At 42.9% G+C, this 24,024-nt stretch carries 22 protein-coding genes; 13 read left to right on the forward strand and 9 right to left on the reverse strand.

The window, feature by feature from the left end; translation table 11 throughout:
• The first annotated feature begins 1 nt into the window (after nucleotide 1).
• Nucleotides 2-277 (forward strand): YfcL family protein, encoded by a 276-nt coding sequence (locus tag A587_RS0104695; RefSeq protein WP_010377735.1) that lies wholly within the window; start codon nucleotides 2-4, stop codon nucleotides 275-277.
• Nucleotides 278-346: 69 nt separating this feature from the next.
• On the opposite strand, the gene A587_RS0104700 is transcribed toward A587_RS0104695, so the two are convergent.
• Nucleotides 347-1,579, reverse strand: a complete 1,233-nt coding sequence (locus A587_RS0104700; protein WP_017216612.1) for an NRAMP family divalent metal transporter — start codon at nucleotides 1,577-1,579, stop codon at nucleotides 347-349.
• Nucleotides 1,580-1,695: 116 nt separating this feature from the next.
• Nucleotides 1,696-2,559: an HDOD domain-containing protein gene (locus tag A587_RS0104705; RefSeq protein ID WP_017216613.1), complete on the reverse strand. Its 864-nt coding sequence runs from the start codon at nucleotides 2,557-2,559 to the stop codon at nucleotides 1,696-1,698.
• A gap of 186 nt (nucleotides 2,560-2,745) precedes the next feature.
• Between A587_RS0104705 and A587_RS0104710 the strand changes: the two genes are divergently transcribed.
• On the forward strand, nucleotides 2,746-4,302 hold the full coding sequence (locus A587_RS0104710) for an AbgT family transporter (protein ID WP_017216614.1): 1,557 nt from the start codon (nucleotides 2,746-2,748) through the stop codon (nucleotides 4,300-4,302).
• A gap of 73 nt (nucleotides 4,303-4,375) precedes the next feature.
• Here A587_RS0104710 and A587_RS0104715 read toward each other — a convergent pair whose 3' ends face one another.
• Together A587_RS0104715 and A587_RS0104720 are read right to left on the reverse strand one after the other, a co-directional pair.
• The gene (locus A587_RS0104715) at nucleotides 4,376-5,086 is read right to left on the reverse strand and encodes a DUF4336 domain-containing protein (RefSeq protein WP_017216615.1); all 711 of its coding nucleotides are present in this window, start codon (nucleotides 5,084-5,086) and stop codon (nucleotides 4,376-4,378) included.
• 120 nt (nucleotides 5,087-5,206) lie between these two features.
• A complete protein-coding gene (locus A587_RS0104720) occupies nucleotides 5,207-5,818 on the reverse strand; it encodes a TetR/AcrR family transcriptional regulator (protein WP_017216616.1) in 612 nt (203 codons plus the stop codon).
• A gap of 197 nt (nucleotides 5,819-6,015) precedes the next feature.
• On the opposite strand from A587_RS0104720, the gene A587_RS0104725 reads away from it, so the two are divergent.
• A complete protein-coding gene (locus tag A587_RS0104725) occupies nucleotides 6,016-7,050 on the forward strand; it encodes an MBL fold metallo-hydrolase (protein WP_017216617.1) in 1,035 nt (344 codons plus the stop codon).
• A gap of 68 nt (nucleotides 7,051-7,118) precedes the next feature.
• Here A587_RS0104725 and A587_RS0104730 read toward each other — a convergent pair whose 3' ends face one another.
• Entirely contained in the window at nucleotides 7,119-7,748 is a 630-nt protein-coding gene (locus A587_RS0104730) for a LysE family translocator (RefSeq protein ID WP_017216618.1), read from the reverse strand.
• A gap of 116 nt (nucleotides 7,749-7,864) precedes the next feature.
• Between A587_RS0104730 and A587_RS0104735 the strand changes: the two genes are divergently transcribed.
• A complete protein-coding gene (locus A587_RS0104735; RefSeq protein ID WP_017216619.1) occupies nucleotides 7,865-8,782 on the forward strand; it encodes a LysR family transcriptional regulator in 918 nt (305 codons plus the stop codon).
• Between the two features lie 33 nt (nucleotides 8,783-8,815).
• On the opposite strand, the gene A587_RS0104740 is transcribed toward A587_RS0104735, so the two are convergent.
• Nucleotides 8,816-9,424, reverse strand: a complete 609-nt coding sequence (locus A587_RS0104740) for an outer membrane beta-barrel protein (protein WP_026000879.1) — start codon at nucleotides 9,422-9,424, stop codon at nucleotides 8,816-8,818.
• A 155-nt stretch (nucleotides 9,425-9,579) separates the two neighbouring features.
• Between A587_RS0104740 and A587_RS0104745 the strand changes: the two genes are divergently transcribed.
• From A587_RS0104745 to A587_RS0104780, 8 genes are all read left to right on the forward strand, one after another.
• The gene (locus A587_RS0104745) at nucleotides 9,580-9,951 is read left to right on the forward strand and encodes a hypothetical protein (protein WP_017216621.1); all 372 of its coding nucleotides are present in this window, start codon (nucleotides 9,580-9,582) and stop codon (nucleotides 9,949-9,951) included.
• 123 nt (nucleotides 9,952-10,074) lie between these two features.
• The gene (locus A587_RS0104750; RefSeq protein WP_017216622.1) at nucleotides 10,075-10,548 is read left to right on the forward strand and encodes a DUF411 domain-containing protein; all 474 of its coding nucleotides are present in this window, start codon (nucleotides 10,075-10,077) and stop codon (nucleotides 10,546-10,548) included.
• Nucleotides 10,548-11,870 carry a TolC family protein gene (locus tag A587_RS0104755; protein ID WP_017216623.1) on the forward strand — a complete coding sequence of 441 codons (1,323 nt, stop codon included), beginning with the start codon at nucleotides 10,548-10,550 and terminating at the stop codon, nucleotides 11,868-11,870. The genes A587_RS0104750 and A587_RS0104755 overlap by 1 nt, the downstream gene beginning before the upstream one ends.
• Nucleotides 11,863-13,590, forward strand: a complete 1,728-nt coding sequence (locus A587_RS0104760) for an efflux RND transporter periplasmic adaptor subunit (protein WP_017216624.1) — start codon at nucleotides 11,863-11,865, stop codon at nucleotides 13,588-13,590. The genes A587_RS0104755 and A587_RS0104760 overlap by 8 nt, the downstream gene beginning before the upstream one ends.
• Before the next feature lie 12 nt (nucleotides 13,591-13,602).
• The gene (locus A587_RS0104765) at nucleotides 13,603-16,716 is read left to right on the forward strand and encodes an efflux RND transporter permease subunit (RefSeq protein ID WP_017216625.1); all 3,114 of its coding nucleotides are present in this window, start codon (nucleotides 13,603-13,605) and stop codon (nucleotides 16,714-16,716) included.
• A gap of 198 nt (nucleotides 16,717-16,914) precedes the next feature.
• Complete coding sequence (locus A587_RS0104770; RefSeq protein WP_017216626.1) at nucleotides 16,915-17,577, forward strand: hypothetical protein; 663 nt, start codon at nucleotides 16,915-16,917, stop codon at nucleotides 17,575-17,577.
• Nucleotides 17,578-17,647: 70 nt separating this feature from the next.
• Nucleotides 17,648-18,241 (forward strand): sulfotransferase family 2 domain-containing protein, encoded by a 594-nt coding sequence (locus tag A587_RS0104775; protein ID WP_083838435.1) that lies wholly within the window; start codon nucleotides 17,648-17,650, stop codon nucleotides 18,239-18,241.
• A 128-nt stretch (nucleotides 18,242-18,369) separates the two neighbouring features.
• A complete protein-coding gene (locus tag A587_RS0104780) occupies nucleotides 18,370-18,978 on the forward strand; it encodes a GNAT family N-acetyltransferase (protein WP_017216628.1) in 609 nt (202 codons plus the stop codon).
• An 81-nt stretch (nucleotides 18,979-19,059) separates the two neighbouring features.
• Here the strand turns inward: A587_RS0104780 and A587_RS0104785 are convergent, their stop codons facing one another.
• The gene (locus tag A587_RS0104785; RefSeq protein WP_017216629.1) at nucleotides 19,060-19,962 is read right to left on the reverse strand and encodes a phytanoyl-CoA dioxygenase family protein; all 903 of its coding nucleotides are present in this window, start codon (nucleotides 19,960-19,962) and stop codon (nucleotides 19,060-19,062) included.
• Between the two features lie 266 nt (nucleotides 19,963-20,228).
• On the opposite strand from A587_RS0104785, the gene A587_RS0104790 reads away from it, so the two are divergent.
• Nucleotides 20,229-22,409 carry an OsmC domain/YcaO domain-containing protein gene (locus A587_RS0104790; protein ID WP_017216630.1) on the forward strand — a complete coding sequence of 727 codons (2,181 nt, stop codon included), beginning with the start codon at nucleotides 20,229-20,231 and terminating at the stop codon, nucleotides 22,407-22,409.
• A gap of 33 nt (nucleotides 22,410-22,442) precedes the next feature.
• Here the strand turns inward: A587_RS0104790 and A587_RS0104795 are convergent, their stop codons facing one another.
• The gene (locus A587_RS0104795) at nucleotides 22,443-23,447 is read right to left on the reverse strand and encodes a hypothetical protein (RefSeq protein ID WP_017216631.1); all 1,005 of its coding nucleotides are present in this window, start codon (nucleotides 23,445-23,447) and stop codon (nucleotides 22,443-22,445) included.
• A gap of 4 nt (nucleotides 23,448-23,451) precedes the next feature.
• On the reverse strand, nucleotides 23,452-24,024 hold the full coding sequence (locus A587_RS0104800) for a hypothetical protein (protein ID WP_010377775.1): 573 nt from the start codon (nucleotides 24,022-24,024) through the stop codon (nucleotides 23,452-23,454).

Consider the following 24,024-nt stretch of genomic DNA (forward strand, 5'->3'; position numbering starts at 1 on the left):
TATGTCTTTAGTAGAATATGTAGAGAAAGCGCAGCAGTTTTTTGATGAGCTTGTCGATAGAGCGAGCGATGATGAACTATTTGCTGGCGGCTATTTACGCGGCCACTTTGACTTAGCGGTAGGCTATGCGCAAGTAGAGGAAGCAGATCTTTCGATTGATGAGTTAAATGCCAAAGTTGAGAGCAGCTTGGTAAAAGCATACCGAAATGGAGAGCTAAATGACGATGATAAAGCGCACGTAGTTTCTATTTGGGAGCAGGTGCAAAATCTAAAATAAATGCACCTCGCTCGAGTGTAGCAGATGCTAGAAGTCTAATTTGCATCTGCTACTCAGCCTCTTTTAGCCTTACATCAAAAATCGCCAATATATGAATAACAGTGCAAAGCCCACTAAATAAGCCAGCCCCAGTCCCGTTAAAATCTTGGTGTACATGGGTTGACGGCGATAGATCTCACCTTTCACTAATCCTAAATTCATCCAAGCAAAGATGGGAGTAGTGACAAACGCTGAGCTCATGGCAAACATCAGCATGCTCTTTAAGTCGGCTTTAAAAAACAGCACTACGGCCATACCAAGCGCTGCTTGTAGCAATAGAATGAGCGTGTAACTCTTTTTCGTTGTGTTAGGGCGTAACAGCTGAAGCGATTCACTAAGCACTCGGGAGTAGCCGTCTAACACCGTGATCGTTGTGCCAAACATACATAAAAATGCGACGCCTGCAATTAGCCATCTGGCCCATTCGCCAATCGTATTGGCATACATATCAATGAGCTGCTGTGAGAAAGCAACACCTGCGAGTTCAACAGGCTTATCTTGACCATATTGCATGAGCATACCGAGCAAACAAAAAACGACCGCAAGACCCAGCGTAACAAAATATCCCACCTTGAAATCCAGTAGGATCTGGCTACTTGTTAGCGATTGTTTAGCCATCTTCGTTTTTAGCCAAGAGGAATTAATGGCAGAAATCTCGATTGGTGCAGGCATCCAACCCATTAAAGCAACTAAAAACCCCAGTAGTGCGATGTCGTAGGGGGAAACCGGATCAATGGGGGCTGGATGGGCAGGTCCATTATGAGCCGCAATGGCAAGCGCCATAACTGTGGAAATGGTCAAAATTATCATTACCCATTTGCTAGTCACATCAAGTATTTTGTAGTGTCCAACCAGTAAGATTGTCAAGCAGCTAGCCAAAAGTATAAAGCTTAACAATTCAATATTTATTGGAAATGGCAGCGAGTAGCTCAAGAGACTTGCGGTAAGTAATAGCACACCCGCGGTATTTACAATGGCTGCGAAAATATTGAGTAGCACAAAAACCTTAAATCCGAAGCGGTAATGTGCATGATAGCCTTCGACGACAGTGTGCTTAGAGTGACTTGTGTACTCTACTGCATATTTGAAAAAGGGATATTTGAGCAAATTAACAGCAACAATTAGCCAGATCAATTGACTACCAAATAGTGCCCCAGCCTGAGTTGACGAAACGAGATGTGAACCACCGATAGCAGCAGTTGCCATTAATATTCCAGGCCCAAAGATGGCAAACTTGCCTTTAAGAGATAGCAGCGCTGGCAATGTAAATTCCTTAAGTCATTGTTATTTTAATTTTGCTGCCAGTCTACGAAGTTTTAAGAATTGCCGCAATACTGTCGTTGAGTCGCATTTCAAAGATGGTGTTGAGTGTGAGGTAACTAGTTGCTTACTCCATCTTGCTCTAAAAAGTATTCATCTAGGTCTTCTTTGATGTCTTGGTAATCATCTTCATCTAAATTTAAAACCTTCAATACATCTGCTTTCATTAAGTGCCAATCAGGCGCGGCAACAAAACGTTTATTGATATGTACAAAATTTTCAGCCATTTTTAGAGCGGCGAAAGCTAATTTCTGCTCTTCGTCTTTACAGTTCCCCAAAAACTCAGGGTCATGATGGCATAAAATCATATGACAAATACTTTGTGGCAAATTCCAAGAAGCTGATAGGAAGTAGCCGATAATGGCGTGATTGGTCTCGTACTTTTCTTCTTCGTGCTCGACTAACAGCTTGTCATAATCTTTGTTAGCGGCAATGAGTGTTTCCATATAATCGGGGTAATTAACCGCCATGGCAGCAATTCCTGCGTCGTGAAATAATCCTAGCAAGTGCAAGTTTTCGATAGGAACACGCGATTTAAGTTTATTACCAATTACCATGATGCTATCTGCGATGTCTGAAGCGTTATCCCAAAACCGCTCCAAACTGATACAACATTTACGTTGGTCAAAGGTTTGTTTTAGCAAAAAGCCGGTTACAAGCTTACTGATAGAGTCTAGACCTAGAAAGACGACAGCCTGTTTTACATCAGTTACTGTTCTCGCTAAACCATATAATGGGGAGTTGATGACTTTTAACACAGCAGCAGAGGTACTGACATCATGAGCGATGATCGTAGCAACATCGTTCAGATCTGGATCTGCTGCAGCAAGTGCAGCTTGCAATTCGCTTATCAGCGCGGGCTTTGGTGGTAAATTAAAACCATGTTTGACGTCAGCTAACACTTTGTCGTCTAGATCTATCATCTAAAAATCCTTAATTTCAGACATATAAAAAGCATAGCGTAAATTCTTTATTGGACACCGACTTGAGACAAAAAAATGCCAAGTCGACTACTAATTCGGCAAAGTGTCTCGTCAATAGGCACGTTTTCTTGCTTAACATGTAAATATTAAGTTATGGTTAAGCAATTTTTTTCTTAGGGCAATGGTATGCACGAAACACAACAAGCGAACTCGCAAAATTCTGCGATCACCCGTTTTCTAAACGGGATAGAGCGGGTGGGGAATAAACTTCCTGATCCTGCAATCATTTTCTTATCAGCAATGTTGCTGATTTGGCTGCTATCTTGGTTATTTTCAGGCGTAGAATTTAGCGCTATTGATCCAAGAACCAATCAGGCGATTGTCGTTCACAATTTATTAGACCCAAATGCGCTTGCCGGATTTATGGCAACGATGGTAAAAACCTTCACGGGGTTTGCGCCATTAGGCGTGGTGCTAGTTGCTATGCTAGGTGTGGGTGTTGCTGAACATTCTGGCTATATTAATACTGGCCTTAAAATCATGCTTAAACGCACGCCTCAGGCACTACTAACTCCTTCTATTATTCTTATCGCAATTGTAAGTCACACGGCGACAGATGCTGGATACGTATTAGTTATTCCGCTTGCCGGTGTTATTTTCTATGCGATGGGAAGACATCCTCTTGCGGGTATTGCTGCGGCATTTGCTGGCGTAAGCGGCGGATTTAGCGCGAACTTTATTCCTTCAGGTATCGATCCGTTGCTACAAAGCTTTACCCAAAGTGCAGCGCAGATCATCGATCCAGAAATTGCGATTAACCCACTAAATAATTGGTTTTTCACTTCAGCATCGAGCTTATTCATTATTTTATTAGGTTGGTATATCACTGATAAAATTATAGAGCCAAGGCTAAAAGCGACAGAAATTGACGGCGATACAGAGAGCTTGCCTTCGTTTGATGAGATCACCAGTAAAGAAAAGAAAGGCTTTGTTGTAGCGTCCATGGTGATGTTAGCCGGTATCGCGTTATTGGTTTATGCATCAAGCGGTGAAGATTCAGCACTACGCAGCCCGTCGGGCGCTTTAACCGATTTTAGCGCGCCGTTAATGCAATCAATTGTGCCACTTATCTTCCTACTGTTTTGGATCCCAGGTGCGGTATACGGTTTCGTTGTCGGTACGTTTAAAACCTCAAAAGACATGATTGATGCCATGACTAAAGCTATGAATAGCATGTCTTACTATATTGTTATGGCGTTTTTCTGTGCACTTTTCATCAGTGCCTTCAGCCATTCAAATTTGGGTGCACTGCTTGCCATTGAAGGGGCTCAAGTATTAAAAGCATTGGCGCTGCCAAGCTATGTTACTGTGGTTGGTATTATCTTCTTGACCGCATTTGTAAACTTATTTGTGGGGTCAAGCTCTGCAAAGTGGGCGTTGCTGGGGCCGATTTTTGTTCCGATGTTAATGCAATTGGGCATTTCACCTGATTTAACACAAGCGGCTTATCGTGTTGGTGATTCTGGCTCAAATATAATCACTCCGCTTATGCCTTACTTCCCACTGGTTGTGGTTTACTGCCAGAAATACGTTAAGTCGACAGGAATAGGTACATTGATAGCGATGATGTTGCCTTACTCGATTGCCTTTTTGATTGGTTGGAGCATCTTCTTATTGATCTACTGGATGCTTGGTATTCCGCTAGGTCTACAAGCGAGTTATGCATATCCAGCTGGTATGTAATTTGAGGTTTAGTAAAAAAAAGCGCTGTTTGAAATGACAGCGCTTTTTATATTCTATTATTTTGTACAGCGCCTTACGTCGCTTTATTGATACCCAGCCAAGAAAATGAGCGATGTAAAAACGCCTCAGCGCCTGTTTCAATGCATTCACCATGGGCAATAACGATATATTGAGGTTGCCAAGCAGCCATCTTTGAAAAACAGGCTCGGGCCTGCTGCTTCCCAAACGCAAACGAAGTTCGCCAGTCTATGGGCGTTTTGCCGTTAGGGCTAATAATCCCGGTGATTTTCGCTAATACTTTTTTAAAACCGGAGAAGTGATTAGGGTGAAAGTTCTCGATAAGATCTGTCAAAATTAATGTACTGCTCTCTTTGTGGAAGAATACGACTTCTTCCATCACCGCGCTGCCTTTAAAAATGAGTTGCTCAATATCTCCTTGCCACTCGGGTTCTGCCATGTCGCCCAGTTGGCGCTGAAAAGTAAGATCTGGCCGTTTTTTGTCGACACCTGGAGAAGCAAACATTATCGCATGTGGGAACTTTTCCTGCCAATCTCCCATAAATAGGTGATGAAGTTTATTTGGAGAAATTAGATAGCTGACTTGCCCAAGTTGCGTCAATTCACTGAGCAGTTCATCCGTTAATTTTCCTGGAGAGTGCACCCATAATGCGCCAGAGGAAAGCTTTACTATGGTGCTTCTGGTAGTATATGGCATGCCAAAGAATGGGACCGCTGGGCCGTTGTGGATCCAAATGTTTTTACCAATTGCAATTAATTCGCTCATCTGATTTCCTTACTCTTGTTAGCGTGAATGACTATATCAGGGAATTTTTTTGTTTAAAATATAGCCTTATGCAAGTTTGTGTGAAATTTATTTAAATCCTTGTACTAGCTTACCTTATTATTAATCTTGGGCGCGTTGTTCAGTCCCATATCTCGCCATAAAAAGCGCAACGCTTTGCTCTACAATAAAGTCCGTATCCTCCGTATTTGTGAGTTCAAATCCATAAAGCCGTGGGTAAAAGATAAAAGACTTGAGTTGATATAAGAACTGTTGTGCTGCGAATGCCTGATGTTCGATATACAGTGCATTGTTAGCGACAGCATCGGCTAAAAACGTTTCTAAATAACGCATACAACCTACTTTACTGCTATTGAAATGCGCAGCCAATGTAGAGTCTTGCAACAACTCGATAAATGCCACGCGAGCCACTTTGATAAATGATTCAGAAGTGAGCAGGTTGACTTCTCGTAAAGCGATTTCTTGAAGTTGTTTTGCAATCGGGACATCGGGTCGATATTGATAAATATCACCTTGGTCAACTTGAAGCATCATGTGTTCAAGTACGTTATACAGTAGTAGCTCTTTGGTCTCAAAGTGATTATAGATCGTTCGTTTAGACACTTCAGCGTGCTTTGCGATGAGATCCATACTGGTATTTTGAGCACCGTGCTGAGCAAATAACTGTTGGGCAGCCTCTAGAATTTGCAGTCGCTTTCTTTCTGATTGTTTCATTTTCTCTATTACAGGCAAGGGAATATCTACAAATGGATACTCCGCATTTTAGCAAAACTAAAATAAATTACACTGCTTAGTTTACTTTCTATTTTCTATATGTAAACTACACTGTATAGTTTACTTTTGGTGGTTGTATGAAAAAGCGAACATGGTTTGGCTTGATTGTGGTCTTGCTGATAGGAGTAGGAGGAGTTATGGCTTCTAATTTAAATGCTACGGTAAATCAAAGTGGGTATTCATCAACTCAATATAGCGATGGTAAATTTCATAATACTCATGAAACGAATAAAACGAGCCTAGGTAAGACGCTGGAAATTTTTTGGCGCTTTTTTACCGAGCAAAAAGTCAATGCGGTGCCGAAGGTTGATATGCCAGTAAAAGTGCTCACTGAGGAGAATTTAAAGGCACTTTCTGATACGCACACTCACGTTATCAAACTGGGACATTCATCAGTACTTATTAAAGCGCAAGGGAAATATCTTCTGATTGACCCCGTTTTTGCTGAACGAGCATCACCATTTTCATTTATTGGTCCAAAGCGTTTTCATCAACCACCTATTACTATTGAATCATTGCCTCAAATTGATAAGGTGCTGATTTCACATAACCATTACGACCACCTAGACAAAGAAAGCGTAAAGCGATTAGCAGACAGAGTGGGGGTATTTTATGTACCTTTGGGTGTAGAAGGTGATTTGCAAAAGTGGGGAGTTCCCGCCGAGAAAATAAAGCAGTTTGACTGGTGGCAGTTTGAAGAAACCACTGAGTTAACACTCACCTTTACACCTACTCAGCATTTTTCTGGACGTGGACTTGGAGATGCAAATAAAACCCTTTGGGGAGCGTGGGCTATTCGCACAGCAGACAAAAATATCTTTTTTAGTGGAGACTCTGGTTATTTTGCTGGATTTAAGGAAATAGGTGAACGGCTTGGCCCGTTTGACCTAACCTTAGTAGAGACTGGCGCCTATGATAAAGATTGGTCTGATATTCACATGACGCCAGAGCAAAGCGTACAAGCTCATATAGATCTGCGAGGAACGCATATGATCCCCATTCATAATGCTACTTTTGACTTGGCTTTTCACTCTTGGTTTGATCCGCTCGTCAGAGTCAAAGTCGCAGCAGAGCAAAATCAAGTGGCACTGGTAACACCTGTTGTGGGTGAAGTTTTGACGCTATCAGAAACACTATCAACTAGCTGCTGGTGGGAAGCGTTGATGCCCTAATATCCATATCTTAGTAATTGAATAAGGGCTAACGTATGAGGCGGAAACCCTTATTTGGCTTGCTTGTGTTAAGCAATCAACAGCCTTAATGAGAAGGCCATAAGCAAAACAGCAAGTGCTTTTTCAACTAGGTTCATCTTGTTCAAGAACCAAGCGCGGGAAGATGGGGCTGAGAATAATAAGCTGACACAGATAAACCACAAGGCGTTAACACTGCACATCCAAGCGCCGTAAAAAAGTTGAATATGCAACGGAGTTCCTTGGCTGACGACATTGGTCACTACGGCTAAGAAAAACAGGGTTGCTTTTGGGTTAGTTGCATTAGTTAAAAAACCAAGACTAAAGGCTTTTTTGAGCGACTGTGAGCTTACATCAGCTTGGGCATTTTCTGCATTCAGTTGAATCGTTCCTGCACTTTTGAGTAATTGAATAGCGATGTATATAAGATACGCAGCGCCGATTAATTTAGCTACTTGTAAAACCCAAGGTGAGGCCTGCATCAGTGCGCCGACACCAAGTAAGGTATATAAGATATGAACACTAAGCCCAGTGCCAATCCCCAAGGCTGTCATTGCGCCATGTAGTCTGCCGTATTTTAAGCTTTGTCTGACCGTGATAACAAAGTCAGGGCCTGGCAAGATCACTGCAACAAAATGAATGATGGCTAATGATAAAAACTCTGGCCAATACTGCACCATAATAAGCTCCCAATATAATATTGAATAATTGAGAACATTGTATTTTCATTCTTCTGAGAAGATAATAATCTGAAAATAGAAATAACTTTTGCGTGGAGCGCACAAATGGGAGAGCTATGACGACCAGTAAACATATTGAACTCCTGCAAGAAATGTCGATTTTTGTTTCGGTAGTGAATACTGGAAGCTTCTCCAAAAGCGCTCGGCAATTAGGTGTCTCGCCGTCATCAGTGAGTCGTGCCATAAAACTACTTGAACAGCAATTGGGGGTGTGTTTACTTCAACGCACCACACGCAGCTTAAGATTGAGCGAAACAGGAAGGGCTGTGTATGAGCGCTGTACTCAGTTGGAACAAGCCGCCAAAGACGTTATCTCGCTTTGTGAAAGCTATCATCAAACGGCACAAGGAACAGTAAAAATCGCAGCGCCAAAAGCGGTCGCACATACACTAATTCACCCAAATGTGATGGCGTTTTTAGGCGAGTTTCCAAATATTGATGTTCATTTGATGCTAGACGACAACGCGTTGGATTTGATCCGTGATGAGATAGACATTCTATTTAAAATTACCAACGAGCCTCCACAAGGCTTAATAGGTAGAAGCGTAATGACGATAGAACATATAGTGGCGGCATCGCCAAAATATCTTGCGACCCACTCAATTCCTACTCACCCTAAAGAACTAGTACAGCACAGCTGTATTGCCTTGGGGGAAACGGATGCTGATGCTAAGTGGCGATTCAGAAAAGGCACACAAAAACTCACAACTCCAGTTAACGGGCGCTATAAAGCAAATCATACTCGAGTGAGGTTAGATGCTGCGCTGCAAGGGCTTGGGATCACAAGCTTACCTATGTTTGTAGCTAAAGATGCGTTAGCGTCAGGAGAGTTGATACAGGTATTACCTGAATGGCAATTTGAGACTCACTATTCAGGCGAGCTGTGGATGCTATACCCAGCAACTCGCCATATTCCTGCGAAGGTGAGTGTTTTTGCTGACTTTATTGTACAGCGACTTACCAGGGGTTGTTGAGTTTTACTGTATATTAAAACCCGCTCGGAATAATTACAGTGAAAAGCGATAACTTAATGTTGCGCTCGCTTGATATTGACTCATTACCTCATTGTCGAAGTGCCAGCTACAGGTATTTTGGGTTTCTGGGTCGACATCGCAAGTGACTTTAGAGTTGTTGTTGAGGATAGTTGCAATCCATCGTGCTTCAGCACCAAAATGAAAACCTGCGCCAAGGTTGTATTCAAAACCCGTGTATAACCCTGATGCAAAGAAAGTATCAGAGTCGATAAAATTAGGGTCAACAAAGGTCGCACCAAGCTGTAATCCGAGATAAACATCTAAGTTGTCTGTGAGAGGACGTACTACCGCGCTTTGAAATAGTAGGTATTCCATTTCCACTTTGTTTAGTGGGTAAGCAGTAAGCTGGGTCTCAGTTTTACCATAGTAAAATCCGTAACGGCCTTCTGATATATACTTGTCTAAGCTCACCCCAAAGTGCGAGTCGTCTTCTAATTCGTATGTTTGATGGCGAGAAGTTTCGATGTCACTGCTGTACGTTTTGCCACCATATATTGAAACACCAAAATCTCCGTAATCTGCGGCACTGACGTTGCTTGAAACAACTAACGCCAACATAGTCACCAATGAAGCTACTTTCATAAAGTTCATTTCCTTGAGTTGGAATAATTTTTTAGATTTGAGCCCTACTAGTATATCAATGATGAAAGAAAATAATAACGAGGTTGGTCTATTTACTTGCATTTCTTTGCTTAGATTTTTATTATTACTTCGCTTATTTGATTTGGAAAAGTACCTTGCAAGTATTCTTACGTTTACTTATCACATTGTTCGTGGTGGCTACACTTAGTGGTCAAAACGCGGCTGCCTCTATGGCAGCATGTGAAATGCATGGCGCTACCAGTCATCAAATGCTTCAAAGTGATTTGCAATCGGCTGACTCTCACCATCATGAAATGATGGTTGAGATGGATTGTTGTGACCCTCAAAACACAGCACAATGCAGCGATTGTACTTGCCCCACACATATGTGCTCCACAAATCTTGCAGCGTTTTCGCCAAGAGAGTGGGTAGCGCCTATTGTACTGAAAAACGATAAATTAAGTTTCACAAGTGGTCAGCTTAGCGACTACCCTCGCTCTCTTTATAAACCCCCAATACCAGCCTAACCTCAGGGCAGATCTGCCTTAATTTCAAAGATTTGTACGATTAATCGCCTTTTTGGCGTAGTTTTCAACGATTTTATTAATACCCGTTGTAGTAACGCAATAGGTATTACATGCGAGGTTAGCATGAAAAAGTTTTATTTAGTGGTGACGCTATGGCTAATGAGTGCCATGGCATACGGTAAATCCAATATAGAATTGGAAGTCTTTAAATCCCCAACCTGCGGCTGTTGTGAGCTGTGGTTAAATCATTTAACTGCACAAGGTATCGTGCACAAAGCCACCGATTTAAATTATCTTGGCTCACTTAAGAGTAAGTTTGGTATTAAGCAAAATTATCAATCTTGTCACACCGGGGTTTCTAAAAATGGCTTTATTTTTGAAGGGCATGTTCCTGCCAAGTTTATTAAACAGTTTTTGCAAAACGAAACGTTAACTCAAGACACACAAAATATCGGCTTAAGTGTGCCGGCTATGCCACTTGGATCGCCCGGTATGGAAGTTGGCGAGCGTTTTATGCCTTATCAAGTATTGCTACTTAAAAAAGATGGGAGCTATGAGGTTTTTGCTGAAATCGACAGCTATGAGGAGCAATTCTAATGACAATCAAAGTTTCCCTGTTTATCGCAACACTGATACTGCCACAGATAGCACAGGCCAATATTGCAACGTTAGAGCAAGCGATAGATGCCGCCATCAGCAACGATCCTTGGCTTAAATCTAGCCAATACAAGCGTTCTGCGATGCAATCTATGAGCCGCGAAGCGCTAAGCTACCCTGATCCTCAGGTGTCCATCGGTATGATGAATCTGCCTGTTGATAGTTGGGAGTTTAATCAAGAGGGGATGACTCAGCTTAAAGTTGGCGTGATGCAGATGTTACCGCGAGGAGATAGCCTCGAAATTAAGAGTCAGCAATTGGCACTTGACGCTAAAAAGCAACCGATTTTACAAGCGGATAGAAAAGCGCAAGTGCGCCGGGACGTTTCTCAGGTGTGGCTTGATATTGTACAAGCCAAAAAGACGTTGGAACTGATTGAACGCGATAGTGTGCTGTTCGACCAAATGGTAGAAATAGCCAATGCTAGCTACTCCAATGCGCTGGGTGCAACACGTCAGCAAGATGTGATCCGTGCTCAGCTTGAGGTGATGCAATTAGACGACAAGCGTTCCGCGGCTTATCAGCTGCTTAACACCGCTAAGGCAAAGCTTTCGCAATGGCTATTAAATGATGCATTCACTAATTCAAATGCACTGAGTGTCCTTGAACAAAACGAAGTGACACTGCCGTTGATCCGCTCAATTGCGCCAAAGTTGATGCAGCAACGTCCAGTTGATAGCCAAGCTGTAGTACAACATTTGACTCATCACCCGTTGGTTGTTGCCGCCGACGTTGATACATACCGTGCCAATCAAGGGGTAAAGTTAGCTGAGCAGGCATATAAACCACAGTTTTCCGTCAATGCGAGTTACGCATATCGGGATGATGCACCGGATCAGATGTCTCGCACTGACTTTTTCAGCGTTGGTGTGTCATTCGATGTTCCGTTATTCACAGATGGAAAACAAGACCAGCAAAAAGCGGCAGCGACTGCACAAGTTGAGGCGAGTAAAACCGACCGGTTGCTGGTGCTAAAGCAGCTGTTTTCAAACTTAAATGGAGAAATTCAAACTATCCAACGATTGCAAGAGAGGCAATCGCTATACGCAAAATCAATTGTGGCACAAAGCGCTGAACAGGCCGAAGCTGCGTTGACTGCTTATACCAATGATGATGGCGACTTTTCCGAGGTAGTGAGGGCGCGTATCGCGAAACTGAATGCGCAGTTATCAGCACTTTCCATTGATATTGCATTGTTAAAAGCGGTGGTACGCAGTAATTACTATTTGGCTCAAATTGAAGAGGGTGCAAGCCATGAATAACAACTTAAAAATGACGCTGGTTGCCGTCACTACATTAACGGTCGGCGTGCTAGTTGGGATGAACCTCTCTTCAAGTAACGAGCCTGCGGTAGCGCAAAACGCTGAGAAAGCGCCACTTTATTGGGTTGCGCCTATGGATCCGAACTATCGTCGTGATAAGCCAGGTAAGTCTCCGATGGGAATGGATCTTGTACCTGTGTACGAAGAAGAGTCTGCGAATGCAAAATTTGGTGAGGGGGTTGTGGAAATAGCGCCTCACGTTGAAAACAACCTGGGTGTTCGTACCGCGGTGGCCATGCGTCAAGCGATGTCTCACCAAATCCGTACCGTTGGGTATGTTCAGTACAACGAAGATAGCCTAGTTCACATTCACCCCCGAGTTGAGGGTTGGGTTGAAAAGCTCTATGTGAAAGCCGCAGGAGATCCAGTGAAGCAGGGTGAGCCTCTGTACACCTTATACTCGCCGCAATTGGTCAATGCGCAAGAAGAATATCTTATCGCTAGAAAGCGTAATAATCAGGCGCTGATAAACGCAGCGCACGAAAGGCTCAAGGCATTACACCTGAGTGATGATTTTATCGATACGCTTAAAAAAACGGGTGAAGTGCATCAAAGCATTACCTTTTATGCGCGTCAATCTGGGGTGTTGGATGGACTCCAGATCCGAGAAGGGTTTTACGTAAAACCAGGCACAACGCTCATGAGTATCGCCAAACTTGACGAAATTTGGGTCGAAGCTGACGTATTTGAACGTGATGCTATGTTGGTCGCTGAGGGACAAGCCGTTTCCATGAGGTTAGATTTTTTATCAGGTAGAACGTGGCGAGGGCAAGTCGATTACGTCTACCCTTCACTCAATGAAAAAACACGGACACTTAGAGTAAGGCTTAGATTTGACAACAGTGATGCGCTGTTAAAGCCGAATATGTTTGCGCAAGTGAACATTCATGCCGATTCTCGTGACGATGTATTGCAAGTGCCGAGTGAATCTGTGATCCGCACAGCCAAACAAAATCGTGTTGTCGTTGAAGTTGCACCCGGTAGCTTTAAATCGGTTGCCGTTGAACTGGGTCAAATTGGTGATGAAAACATTGAAATCCTCAATGGCCTTAACGAAGGAGACAAGATAGTTACGTCAGCCCAATTCTTGATTGATTCTCAATCGAGCATTACTTCTGACTTTATGCGTATGGCGCCAGTTGCAGAGGCTAAGTCAGTTTGGATTGAAGGAGACATTCAAAGCGTGAACTACCAAAGTCGAGTGGTGAATATCGCTCATCAACCCGTACCCGAGTGGGAATGGCCTGAAATGGTGATGGATTTTACAGTAGCTGACAGTGTCGATGTTGACGAATTAAACGCCGGACAGACTTTGCATTTTGAAGCCACGAAACAGGATGACGGTAGCGTATTACTGACTGGCATTCACATTATGTCTGAAGACAGTACGACCGAAAGTCCCTTACCCACAGCAACAGTGGGTGGCGTGATAAACGCTATCACCCCTGACATCCGAGTGCTTAATATTTCTCGCGACGCCATTGAAAAATGGGACCGTCCAGCTGCGACGATGGACTTTGTTGCAGCTGAGCACATTGATTTAAGCCAGCTTATGACAGGAATGAAGGTGACTTTCACCTTTGAAGTGGGTGACGAATTTGTGGTGACTGATATCAAACCTGTAGGTGAGATGTCGATGAATATGCACTCAGGCCACTAAGGAGCGTTTACAATGATCCAAGCAATAATTCGCTGGTCAGTATACAACCGTTTTTTTGTGGTACTGCTGACACTAATGCTAGTGGGGGCTGGGCTATTTACCCTTAAAAACACGCCTGTCGACGCTATTCCGGATTTGTCTGATGTACAAGTCATTGTTAAAACACCTTATCCAGGACAGGCACCACAAGTGGTGCAAGATCAGGTGACATTTCCACTGACCACGGCAATGCTCTCTGTGCCGGGCGCAAAAACCGTGCGAGGTTATTCCTTCTTTGGGGATTCCTATGTGTACGTTATTTTTGACGATAAAACGGATCTTTACTGGGCGCGCAGTCGGGTGCTCGAATATCTAAGTCAAGTCGCACCACAATTACCTGATGCGGCAAAACCGCAGTTGGGCCCTGATGCCACTGGGGTGGGTTGGGTGTATCTTTATGCATTAGTCGATAAAACCGGTAAACACGATATTAGCCAGCTACGCAGCCTACAAGATTGGTTTTTAAAGTTTGAGCTGCAATCGGTTGCCGGCGTGTCAGAAGTAGCGCCGATTGGCGGTATGGTGAAACAGTATCAAGTACAGGTTGATCCCAATAAACTGCGCGCGTACGGTATTCCACTTACGCATGTACAGCAGGCGTTGCAACGCGGTAACCAAGAATCGGGCGCATCTGTGATTGAGATGGCTGAAGCCGAATATATGGTGACAAGTACGGGATATATTCAAAGCGTTAAAGATATTGAGGCCATACCACTTGGGCAAGCTGTCAAAGGCACGCCATTAACGATAGCAGATGTTGCGTCTGTCAATATTGGACCGCAAATGCGGCGAGGCATTGCCGAGCTTAACGGCGAGGGAGAAGTTGTGGGCGGCGTTGTGGTCATGCGCTTTGGAGAAAACGCGCAAAAAACCATCGACGGCGTAAAGCAAAAACTTGCTGAGCTACAACAAGGCTTACCTGAAGGGGTGGAAGTGGTGACGGTTTATGATCGCTCCGAGCTTATCACCAAAGCCATTGATAATCTTTGGTCTAAACTGCTCGAAGAGCTGGTGGTGGTGGCCTTAGTGTGTGTGGTGTTCTTATTTCATATTCGCTCTTCCGTGGTTGCGGTGATCACTTTGCCACTTGGCATTTTGGTTGCTTTTATCGTGATGTACTTTCAAGGCGTGAATGCAAATATCATGTCCCTTGGTGGTATAGCCATAGCTATCGGGGCGATGACCGACGGTGCAATCGTAATGATTGAAAACATGCACAAACACATGGAAAAAACGCCATTCAATGATGAAAATCGCTGGGAAATCGTCGCGAAGTCGGCTTCTGAAGTAGGCCCTGCGCTGTTCTTTAGTTTGTTAATTATTACCGTAAGCTTCTTACCTGTGTTTATTCTTGAGGCGCAAGAAGGGCGTATGTTTGCTCCTCTGGCATACACTAAAACGTATGCGATGGCCGCATCTGCGGGGCTTGCCATTACGCTTATTCCTGTGCTGATGGGATACTTTATTCGCGGTAAAGTTGTGCCCGAACATAAAAACCCAATTAATCGTTTGTTGGTTGGCGCGTATACGCCGCTATTAAAGCAAGTATTACGCTTTCCCAAGTTGACGTTACTGGCCGCAGCAGCTACTACTGTCGTTGGCTTTTATCCAATGGATAAAATCGGCAGCGAGTTTATCCCGCCTTTGGATGAAGGGGATTTAATGTATATGCCGACTACATATCCAAGTATTTCGATTGGTAAAGCCAGAGAAATCTTACAGCAAACCGACAAGTTGATAGCGACGGTGCCTGAGGTAAAAAATGTCTTTGGTAAAATCGGTCGCGCGGAAACCGCAACCGATCCTGCCCCGTTGACGATGATTGAGACCTTTATTCAATTAAAACCTAAAGATCAGTGGCGTGAGGGAATGACCACTGAAAAGCTAAAAGCAGAACTCGATAAGCTAGTGCAGTTTCCGGGCCTAACCAATGCTTGGGTGATGCCCATCAAAACGCGTATTGATATGCTCGCGACGGGGATTAAAACGCCTGTCGGGATTAAAGTCGCAGGTCCAGATTTAGATACTATCCAAAAGATTGGTCAAGATCTTGAACGTATTCTGAGCAAGGTAGAGGGTACAGCGTCGGTCTATTCAGAGCGAGTAGCTGGGGGGCGTTATATTAAGGTCGATATTCAACGTGATAAAGCCGCGCGATTTGGGCTCAATATTGCTGATGTCCAGCAAGTGGTCGCAACTGCAATTGGTGGAATGGACGTCACGCAAACCATTGAAGGACAAGAGCGCTATCCGGTTAGTTTGCGCTATTCACAAGATTTACGAGATTCTCCCGAAGCGCTGCGGAAGCTTCCTATAGTCACCGCCGAGGGATTAAATATTGCCCTAGGTGATGTGGCAACTATCTATATTGAAAACGGGCCACCGGGCATTAAAAGCGAGAACGCTCGCATTAATGGTTGGACGTTTATCGATCTAGACGGTGTCGATGTTGGCAGCTATGTGGCAGCCGCTAAACAAGTACTGAGCGAACAGCTGGAGTTACCTGCAGGTTATTCCATCAGTTGGGCTGGTCAATACGAGTATATGGAGCGTGCTAAAGCTAAATTGACTTATGTGGTGCCGCTCACGCTTGGGATCATTATCGTTTTACTCTATTTGAACTTTAGAAGCTTTAGCGAAGTGGCAATCATCATGGCGACGTTACCTATGGCGATGATTGGTGGACTGTGGTTACTATACCTTGAGGGTTTTAACTTTTCGGTCGCGGTAGGCGTTGGTTTTATAGCGCTTGCAGGTGTTGCGGTTGAAATAGGCGTGATCATGCTCGTGTACCTCAACCAAGCCATTAGTGAGCTTAAAGATAAACCACACACATTGACAGTTGAGGCCATAAACAATGCCATTTTAGAAGGCGCGGGCAAGCGTATTCGTCCAGTCATGATGACGGTGGCAACGATTATTATCGGGTTATTGCCAATCCTTTATGGTTCGGGCACAGGTTCAGAGGTAATGAGCCGCATAGCCGCGCCTATGGTGGGCGGCATGGCAAGCGCACTATTACTCACCTTAGTGGTGTTACCCGTAGTATATATGTTGATGATCCGTTGGCGTGAGAAAGTTAATTAATCGATAGCGGAAAAAGTTTGCCTCAAGCGCAGTAATATTAAGCGCTTGAACGGCAAACTTTGGTTTGGTAGAACCCGATTACATCCAAAAATTGGTTAAAAGATTCTTAGGAGCCTAACTAATCCGAGAGCAGGTTAACAACGCTCCCTTGGCGCACTTATTGCTGTACTAGAATAGCCAATGCACCAAGGAGCGAGTATGTACATTCAAAATTCACCCTATTCACAAATGTATAGTTCGAATGATTTTTATAGTCGTAAGAACAATAATGTTGTGAGTGATCAAGATATTTCTAATTCGGCTGCAAAAAACTCGGAAACACCTTCGTTTATGGAAGCAGCAAAGGCCGTTCAAGAAAAAGCGCCGAACAACACAAAATCGACTTACCTTACCAAGCATTTTGAGCAAGCTGAAAAGCTAGCCCATGAATCTTTGGTAAGTTCAAGTCACAAAATAGGCAGCCGTGAATATAACATCGAGATGTATCGTGAAATGATGACGAACATTGTAGAGATGCCAATTGAAGTAGAAATTGCACCAGAAGAGATGAATCAAGCGCTGTTATTTAATCATCTGGGATTAGACTTTAAAGAGTATAAAACCGTTTCAGTGCGTTCAGAGTTGTTAACTATGCTTGAGCAAAAAGTTGAGCAGGACAGTACGCTAATTAGATCAGATAAAGCAAAACTAACCGCAATTATTACCGATACGCAAGATAGGCTAGAAGCTGCGCAAGCCGCGTTACTTGAAGGTGAAGACATTACCCAGCGACTGCAAGATAGCAAAAAGGCTATCTATCATTCTTATGAGCAGCTTAAACTTGGTAAGGTAAGTCAGCGAGACCTGATTTCGACTTTGTAGTTATTCTTGACCAAGGATGCTTTAACAAAGTGAAGAAAATGCATTTTGTAGTCTGAAATGATTGAGGCTTATGTTTTATTCTAAAAAGTACAATTTTTTGTTCTGCCACATTAGCCGCACTGGCGGTACGTCGTTATGTAGTGTTCTCAGGCAAACGGTGCCAGACCTAAGGATGATATGCAGCCAGCATGCATCGCTTCTAGAGGCTAGAGCGGCATTGCCGGAAGCGTTTGAGAGTACGTTTAAATTTGCTTTTGTACGTAACCCATGGGAAAGACTCGTTTCTTGGTATTCACTATTAGAGAAAGGTAAGAGTCTACACTCAGAAGTGGTATCTGAGAAACGTCATTATGATGAAAAAGAAAAGTTTGAACTATTTGTACAAGAAATGGTTACAGAGCAGCACAGCGGAATAGCGTGGAGTCAATGGTCCCAGTTATCCGACCATTTGGGAAATTCACTCGTCAATGAAATTTGCCGCTTTGAAAACTATCAAAAAGACAGTGAGCGAATTTTAAGGAAGTTGGGGAGCGAAGATTATTATTTGCCTTATTATAATCAAGCATCAAGTAGGCACTACCGTGATTACTACTCAGATTTAGCGTTAAAATTGGCCGAGGAGCTTTTCCTAGATGATATTTATCAATTTGGGTATAAATTTTGATAGTAGTCAGCCTTGTGAAAAACGGTAACTATCAAAACAAGAAGGAAGTTGGAATAAATATTTGTATAAATCACAACTTGTAACAATAATGTGTTAATTGTTACTTAAAAGAGCTTTTGAGTGTTTATATGGATATCACTGAGTTAGATAAAAAGGCATTTGTTGACGTATTTAACCTGCCAGAAAAAATCACCATAAAGACTGCCAGTACCGCAGATATAGAGGAAATGGCGTTTGTGACCAAAGTGAGTTGGCAAGCGGCTTTCAGTGGCTTTTTACCAGAGCAAGTGCTAGCAGGGGGAACTGTCGAATTTTTCGCAACCATTTGGTCTGATATCATTAAGCATTCTGCAACCCAAACGGCTTTGCTTGTGACTGATGGCAGGAAAATATTAGGCTGCGGTGCGGCGGGTAATTACCGTCGAATGTATAATCCGGTTAGCCAAAAAGTATCGAGAATAAATGCGGGTGAACTATATCGCGGTTATATTTTGCCAAGCCATCAGAACCGTGGATTAGGTCAAGCGCTGTTGAAGGCGCGTCTATTAAAGCTTTATGAGCAAGGTTGCCAAAGCGCGTATACCTGGATTTATGAGCAGAACAAACAAGCGAGACGCTTTTACGAAAAGCATGGAGCGGTAAACCTCGACCAAGCCCAAGGGATAACAATGAAGCGATTTAGGTTTGAAGAAGTGTGCTATGGCATTGAAGTAAATCGTGTTTTTGATTTTAGCTAAGGTGGAGTGAGAGAAAATTTCAAACACGGCATGGTCAGAGGTAATTGTCATCGATAAGCGGTGACAATTACTTCATGCAGACTAACGTAGGTCGGCGGGGGTAGGGTAGTCTGGATGCTCAACAATTTTCGGTGCCCAAGCTGCTGGGATCACGGCCTCTCGTTTCTGTTTGATACGCTCTACTAGCGTATTTAAATCATAATTGGGTTCACCATAAACAGCTAGCCACTTCTCAGGTACGTCTTCTGGGTCTGCAGCCTGAATAACGTGTGCCATCCATTGCTTTCTAAGCTCAGCCCATTCACTAGTTTGATTCTCATTGACACCCGCAAGCGGTCGAAGCTCTACATATATTGTCCTTCTCGGACCTTCACTGCGTTTGGGCTCAGAGCCATGTAAAACCATCATGTCTTGAACTAAAATATCTCCGGCTTTAGCTGGTTGTTGTACAACCCCAGGAATGTTCCAGCCATATTTGCTCGAGAGAGAATAAATATCCAAAAGTTGGTGTTGGGAATCTGGCAAATAGCGTAAGCACCCGTCATCTATATTCGCATCATCAAGATAGATACCGACATTTAAATAAGCAAAATTACGAGAATGAGGAGCATCTTGATGCCAGGCTATGTGAGGGTGGGGATGTGGATATTTGCAGACTAGGTCGCATTGCAATGGGACACAGCCTGCACCACAAAAGTGTTCACTGATCGCTAACATTGCTGGTGTTGCGAGTAGTTCGATAATTAACTCTGGCGCTTCAAAAAGCAAATCATTATAACGAAAGAGTTTTGGCTCACCTGATTCATTTGATAAATGGTATTGAATCGCGACTTTTCCGTCTTGCTGTGCTTGTTTTGCTTTACTCTCAAGCGCATTAGATAGCTGTTTCAGTTTTTCCAGCAGCGTGTCCGGTAAAGGTTGTTCAAATAAAACGAAGCCGTTGTTTTTGTATAAATCAAATTTGCTTTTGCTCACAATCGTCATGTGTGTACTTCCTAGTTATTTTGTTGCTTGTCAGACTTAAGTATTGTTGTTTGTCGAGTATATTCACTCGCCTGACAAATAGAGCCTGTCTCAGCTACAGCACTGACCATAGTGTCGTAAAATGCCAGTTAGAGCAATTACGGAGGGTTACATTGTGGATTTCGTTTATATTAACTCAACTTGAATAAACAGAAACTTCCATTGGCACCGCTTTGCATCCTCAAGTACAATTAGCGTTTTCGATTGCAACACACCGGAACCTTCCAATGGAAATCAAAGTAAATTACCTCGACAATCTCAGAATTGATGCCAAATTTGACGACTTTTCTGTCATTGCGGATCAGCCAATTCGCTATAAAGGCGATGGTTCAGCACCAAGTCCATTTGACTACTTTTTAGCTTCTTCAGCGCTTTGTGCTGCTTACTTTGTGAAGGTGTATTGTAATGCGCGTGACATTCCAACGGATGGAATTCGTGTGGCGCAAAACAACATCGTTGACCCTGAAAATCGTTATAACCAAATTTTTAAAATTCAGGTGGAGCTTCCAGAAAGCATTTCTGAAAAAGACCGCCAAGGTATCCTGCGCTCAATAGACCGCTGTACCGTTAAAAAAGTGATCCAAACAGGACCTGAATTCCAAGTGGAAGCGGTTGAAAGCCTTGAAGATGACTCTCAGGCGATGCTGATGGTTGATACCAGCGAAAGCGACAGCACTTTTATCCTAGGTAAAGATCTTCCGCTTGAACAGACGATTGCAAATATGACCAAAATCCTGTCGGATTTAGGCATGAAGATTGAAGTTGCGTCATGGCGTAATATCGTGCCACACGTTTGGTCTTTGCATATTCGTGATGCTGCTTCACCAATGTGTTTCACCAATGGTAAAGGGGCAACCAAAGAAAGCGCGCTTTGCTCGGCACTCGGTGAGTTTATTGAGCGTTTAAACTGTAACTTCTTTTATAATGATCAATTCTTTGGTGAAGAAATCGCAAATGCTGAATTTGTTCACTACCCGAACGAAAAGTGGTTTAAGCCTGAAGCTGATGATGCGCTTCCTACTGAGATTTTAGACGACTACACTCGTGAAATTTATGATCCAGAAGGTGAACTACGCGGTTCACATCTAATCGACACAAATTCAGGTAATGTAGCGCGCGGTATTTGTTCTATTCCGTATACTCGCCATTCTGATGGTGAAACTGTGTATTTTCCGTCAAATCTAATAGAAAACTTATTCCTAAGTAACGGTATGAGTGCCGGTAATAACCTGTTTGAAGCGAAGGTGCAGTGTTTATCTGAGATCTTTGAACGCGCGGTGAAGAAGCAAATCATCGAACAAGAAATCGTGCTCCCTGACGTGCCAGAGTCTGTACTTGCTAAATACCCAGGTATTGTTGAAGGGATCAAAGGGCTTGAAGAGCAGGGGTTCCCTGTGGTGGTCAAAGATGCGTCTCTTGGCGGTCAATTTCCTGTGATGTGTGTGACCTTGATGAACCCTAAAACAGGCGGCGTATTTGCCTCTTTTGGCGCGCATCCAAGTTTCGAAGTGGCACTTGAGCGCAGTTTAACCGAGTTGTTACAAGGTCGTAGTTTTGAAGGCTTAAACGACGTACCAAAACCTACGTTTAATAGCATGGCGGTATCTGAGCCGGAGAACTTTGTCGAGCATTTTATCGACTCAACGGGGGTGATCTCTTGGCGCTTCTTTAGTGCAAAGCATGACTACGATTTTGTTGAGTGGGATTTTACAGGCACTAATGAAGAAGAGTGCGATAAGTTATTTGGCATTTTGGAAGGGTTAGGTAAAGAAGCCTATATTGCGGAATTTACAGACTTAGGGATCGCTTGTCGTATTTTGGTTCCTGGCTTTTCTGAAGTGTACCCTGCTGAAGATCTGATTTGGGACAACACCAATAAAGCGTTGCAATACCGCGAAGATATTCTCAACATCCATTCTCTAGATGACGAAGCATTAGCTAACTTGGTTGAGCGCTTAGAGGACAGCCAGCTTGATAACTATATCGATATTATCACCCTAATTGGTGTTGAGTTTGACGAAAATACGGTGTGGGGTCAGCTTACAATTCTTGAGCTTAAGATTTTAATCTATCTAGCGCTTGGCGATATCGAAGCGGCCATTGAACTAGTTGAGACCTTCTTGCAGTTTAATGACAACACGGTTGAACGTGGCTTATTCTACCAAGCAATGCATGCCACACTTGAAATTGCATTGGATGACGAGCTAGAAATAGAAGATTACATCCACAACTTCACCCGTATGTTCTCGAAAGACGTGATGGATGCTGTTATTGGCTCAATTAATGGTGATGTGAAATTCTATGGTTTAACGCCAACTAACATGAAGTTGGAAGGTCTAGACAAGCACCTGCGTCTTATTGAAAGCTATAAGAAGCTTCATGCAGCAAGAGGGAAATTCGCTTTATAATTGAATGTTGTAAATTAGGGCGCAAAGCGCGCTCTAATTTACACATGATTGCAGGCCTAAGTAAGCTTTTGAGTAAACAGCTCTATTCGGCTCTTTAACCAGCTTAAAATCTACCCAAGTCCAAGCTAATTCAAATTTTGACGATGACCATTGTTGTATCAGTGACGACTTCTGTTGAGTAATTAGTCCCGATGATGCGAGCTTCTTACATAGTTTATTCGATAATTCGGCCTTGTTCTTTAGGAATGAAAACTTGTTGTTGAGCTCATCAAAATATACGGGGGAGCTGACCAATGCGAAATGGTCAAACAGTGTGTCTCCAATAGCTAAGTCAAAAAATAAGTAGGGGCTATCATTTATATCACGCCAAAACAGTAGCATCTTCTCGACTTCCTTTACATCTCCGGGAAAATGCACTTTTTCCAAGTATTTTATAACCTCATCCTGATGCATAGAAATATATAGTTTTGTTGTGGCGGGCTTACGTTGCTGCATAAATGAGATATGTATGATATGACCCGAAAGCGGTAAGTGTTTGAATAGTCTAGATAGCGTTAAACTCGCTTTTGAGTGATATTGTTGGCACAGACCCATAGAAAAAACATATGGTTTATAGTGGCTAAGCTGTGCATTTTTCTCTGCGAGTTGTTCCGGATAGCCAGATTCTAGACAGTAATGCACACCTGGAGCTGCGATGGTTTCTGGTTTGTTTCCCAGAATATTATCAAATTCAAGCCATAAAAATGGAGTAAATGCGTCAAGAGATTTCAATTTAGCGTAGGTGTTTCGTAAATTTTCTATTAAAGGAAGCCAGCGATTATCGAAAATGTTTGTACGTTTTTTAGGGGATTGGTGATCGATAGCGCAGAGTAAATCCAATCGACTAAATTCATGAGTAGCTAGATCTCTTATTTCTAAATAGTAGGATGAAAACAGCTGAGGAAAAAGGCTTGCAATTTCTTGCAAGCCTTCAGTTGTTTTTTTACCTAACAATTCGTGGAGAGATTCATCTAACACTCTGTTAAGTATAGTATTCACCGTATTACCAAATAATATTCGCGTTATCAGCTAAATTTTGCGAGATAATTTTAAGAGAGAATAATTCACGTACAAATTTCTCCTCATTACCTTTTATATCTCCAAACTGAGAGACCAACGAAAGTAGTTCATCTTTAACGTCTGCAGAGAGCTCTGCTTTGGTGTTGTTATACTCTACGCTGAAGTTTGATATATAGTCACTTGGAGATTGAATAAATTCACTGTGAGACGTTTCTTCATATGCTATCGAACGTAAGAAATTAAGTAACGCTACGACTTCAACTCCTTCGGTAATAGAAGCTTTACTGCTTGTTTTCTCACCCTCGAAGTGAGAAAGGTAGTCACTGATAAAATCTTCGTTGTTCAGTGCAGCAGAAAAGTTGCTTTTGATAAGTTGATTTTCTTCAGGTTGTTTGCAAAGTTTACTATTACCACCAATAGTTAAGCATTCTTCGGTGATATCTTTGTTGTCTACATAACCATTCAGTGATTTTATTGGGTTGTCCTGACTATTTAACCTGAAGTCTAAATCAATATTTAATCTGTTCAGATAGTCTATGAATGCATTGTTAGCCAT

The organism is Pseudoalteromonas sp. NJ631, assembly GCF_000276645.1.
Classification (GTDB): Bacteria; Pseudomonadota; Gammaproteobacteria; order Enterobacterales; family Alteromonadaceae; genus Pseudoalteromonas; species Pseudoalteromonas piscicida.

Excerpts from the sequence above, each read along its gene's own strand:
- A587_RS0104695 (WP_010377735.1), top strand. The coding sequence starts at position 2 with ATGTCTTTAGTAGAATATGTAGAGAAAGCGCAGCAGTTTTTTGATGAG.
- A587_RS0104705 (WP_017216613.1), bottom strand. The coding sequence starts at position 2,559 with ATGATAGATCTAGACGACAAAGTGTTAGCTGACGTCAAACATGGTTTT.
- A587_RS0104710 (WP_017216614.1), top strand. The coding sequence starts at position 2,746 with ATGCACGAAACACAACAAGCGAACTCGCAAAATTCTGCGATCACCCGT.
- A587_RS0104715 (WP_017216615.1), bottom strand. The coding sequence starts at position 5,086 with ATGAGCGAATTAATTGCAATTGGTAAAAACATTTGGATCCACAACGGC.
- A587_RS0104720 (WP_017216616.1), bottom strand. The coding sequence starts at position 5,818 with ATGAAACAATCAGAAAGAAAGCGACTGCAAATTCTAGAGGCTGCCCAA.
- A587_RS0104725 (WP_017216617.1), top strand. The coding sequence starts at position 6,016 with ATGGCTTCTAATTTAAATGCTACGGTAAATCAAAGTGGGTATTCATCA.
- A587_RS0104730 (WP_017216618.1), bottom strand. The coding sequence starts at position 7,748 with ATGGTGCAGTATTGGCCAGAGTTTTTATCATTAGCCATCATTCATTTT.
- A587_RS0104735 (WP_017216619.1), top strand. The coding sequence starts at position 7,865 with ATGACGACCAGTAAACATATTGAACTCCTGCAAGAAATGTCGATTTTT.
- A587_RS0104740 (WP_026000879.1), bottom strand. The coding sequence starts at position 9,424 with ATGAAAGTAGCTTCATTGGTGACTATGTTGGCGTTAGTTGTTTCAAGC.
- A587_RS0104750 (WP_017216622.1), top strand. The coding sequence starts at position 10,075 with ATGAAAAAGTTTTATTTAGTGGTGACGCTATGGCTAATGAGTGCCATG.
- A587_RS0104755 (WP_017216623.1), top strand. The coding sequence starts at position 10,548 with ATGACAATCAAAGTTTCCCTGTTTATCGCAACACTGATACTGCCACAG.
- A587_RS0104760 (WP_017216624.1), top strand. The coding sequence starts at position 11,863 with ATGAATAACAACTTAAAAATGACGCTGGTTGCCGTCACTACATTAACG.
- A587_RS0104765 (WP_017216625.1), top strand. The coding sequence starts at position 13,603 with ATGATCCAAGCAATAATTCGCTGGTCAGTATACAACCGTTTTTTTGTG.
- A587_RS0104770 (WP_017216626.1), top strand. The coding sequence starts at position 16,915 with ATGTACATTCAAAATTCACCCTATTCACAAATGTATAGTTCGAATGAT.
- A587_RS0104775 (WP_083838435.1), top strand. The coding sequence starts at position 17,648 with ATGTTTTATTCTAAAAAGTACAATTTTTTGTTCTGCCACATTAGCCGC.
- A587_RS0104780 (WP_017216628.1), top strand. The coding sequence starts at position 18,370 with ATGGATATCACTGAGTTAGATAAAAAGGCATTTGTTGACGTATTTAAC.
- A587_RS0104785 (WP_017216629.1), bottom strand. The coding sequence starts at position 19,962 with ATGACGATTGTGAGCAAAAGCAAATTTGATTTATACAAAAACAACGGC.
- A587_RS0104790 (WP_017216630.1), top strand. The coding sequence starts at position 20,229 with ATGGAAATCAAAGTAAATTACCTCGACAATCTCAGAATTGATGCCAAA.
- A587_RS0104800 (WP_010377775.1), bottom strand. The coding sequence starts at position 24,024 with ATGGCTAACAATGCATTCATAGACTATCTGAACAGATTAAATATTGAT.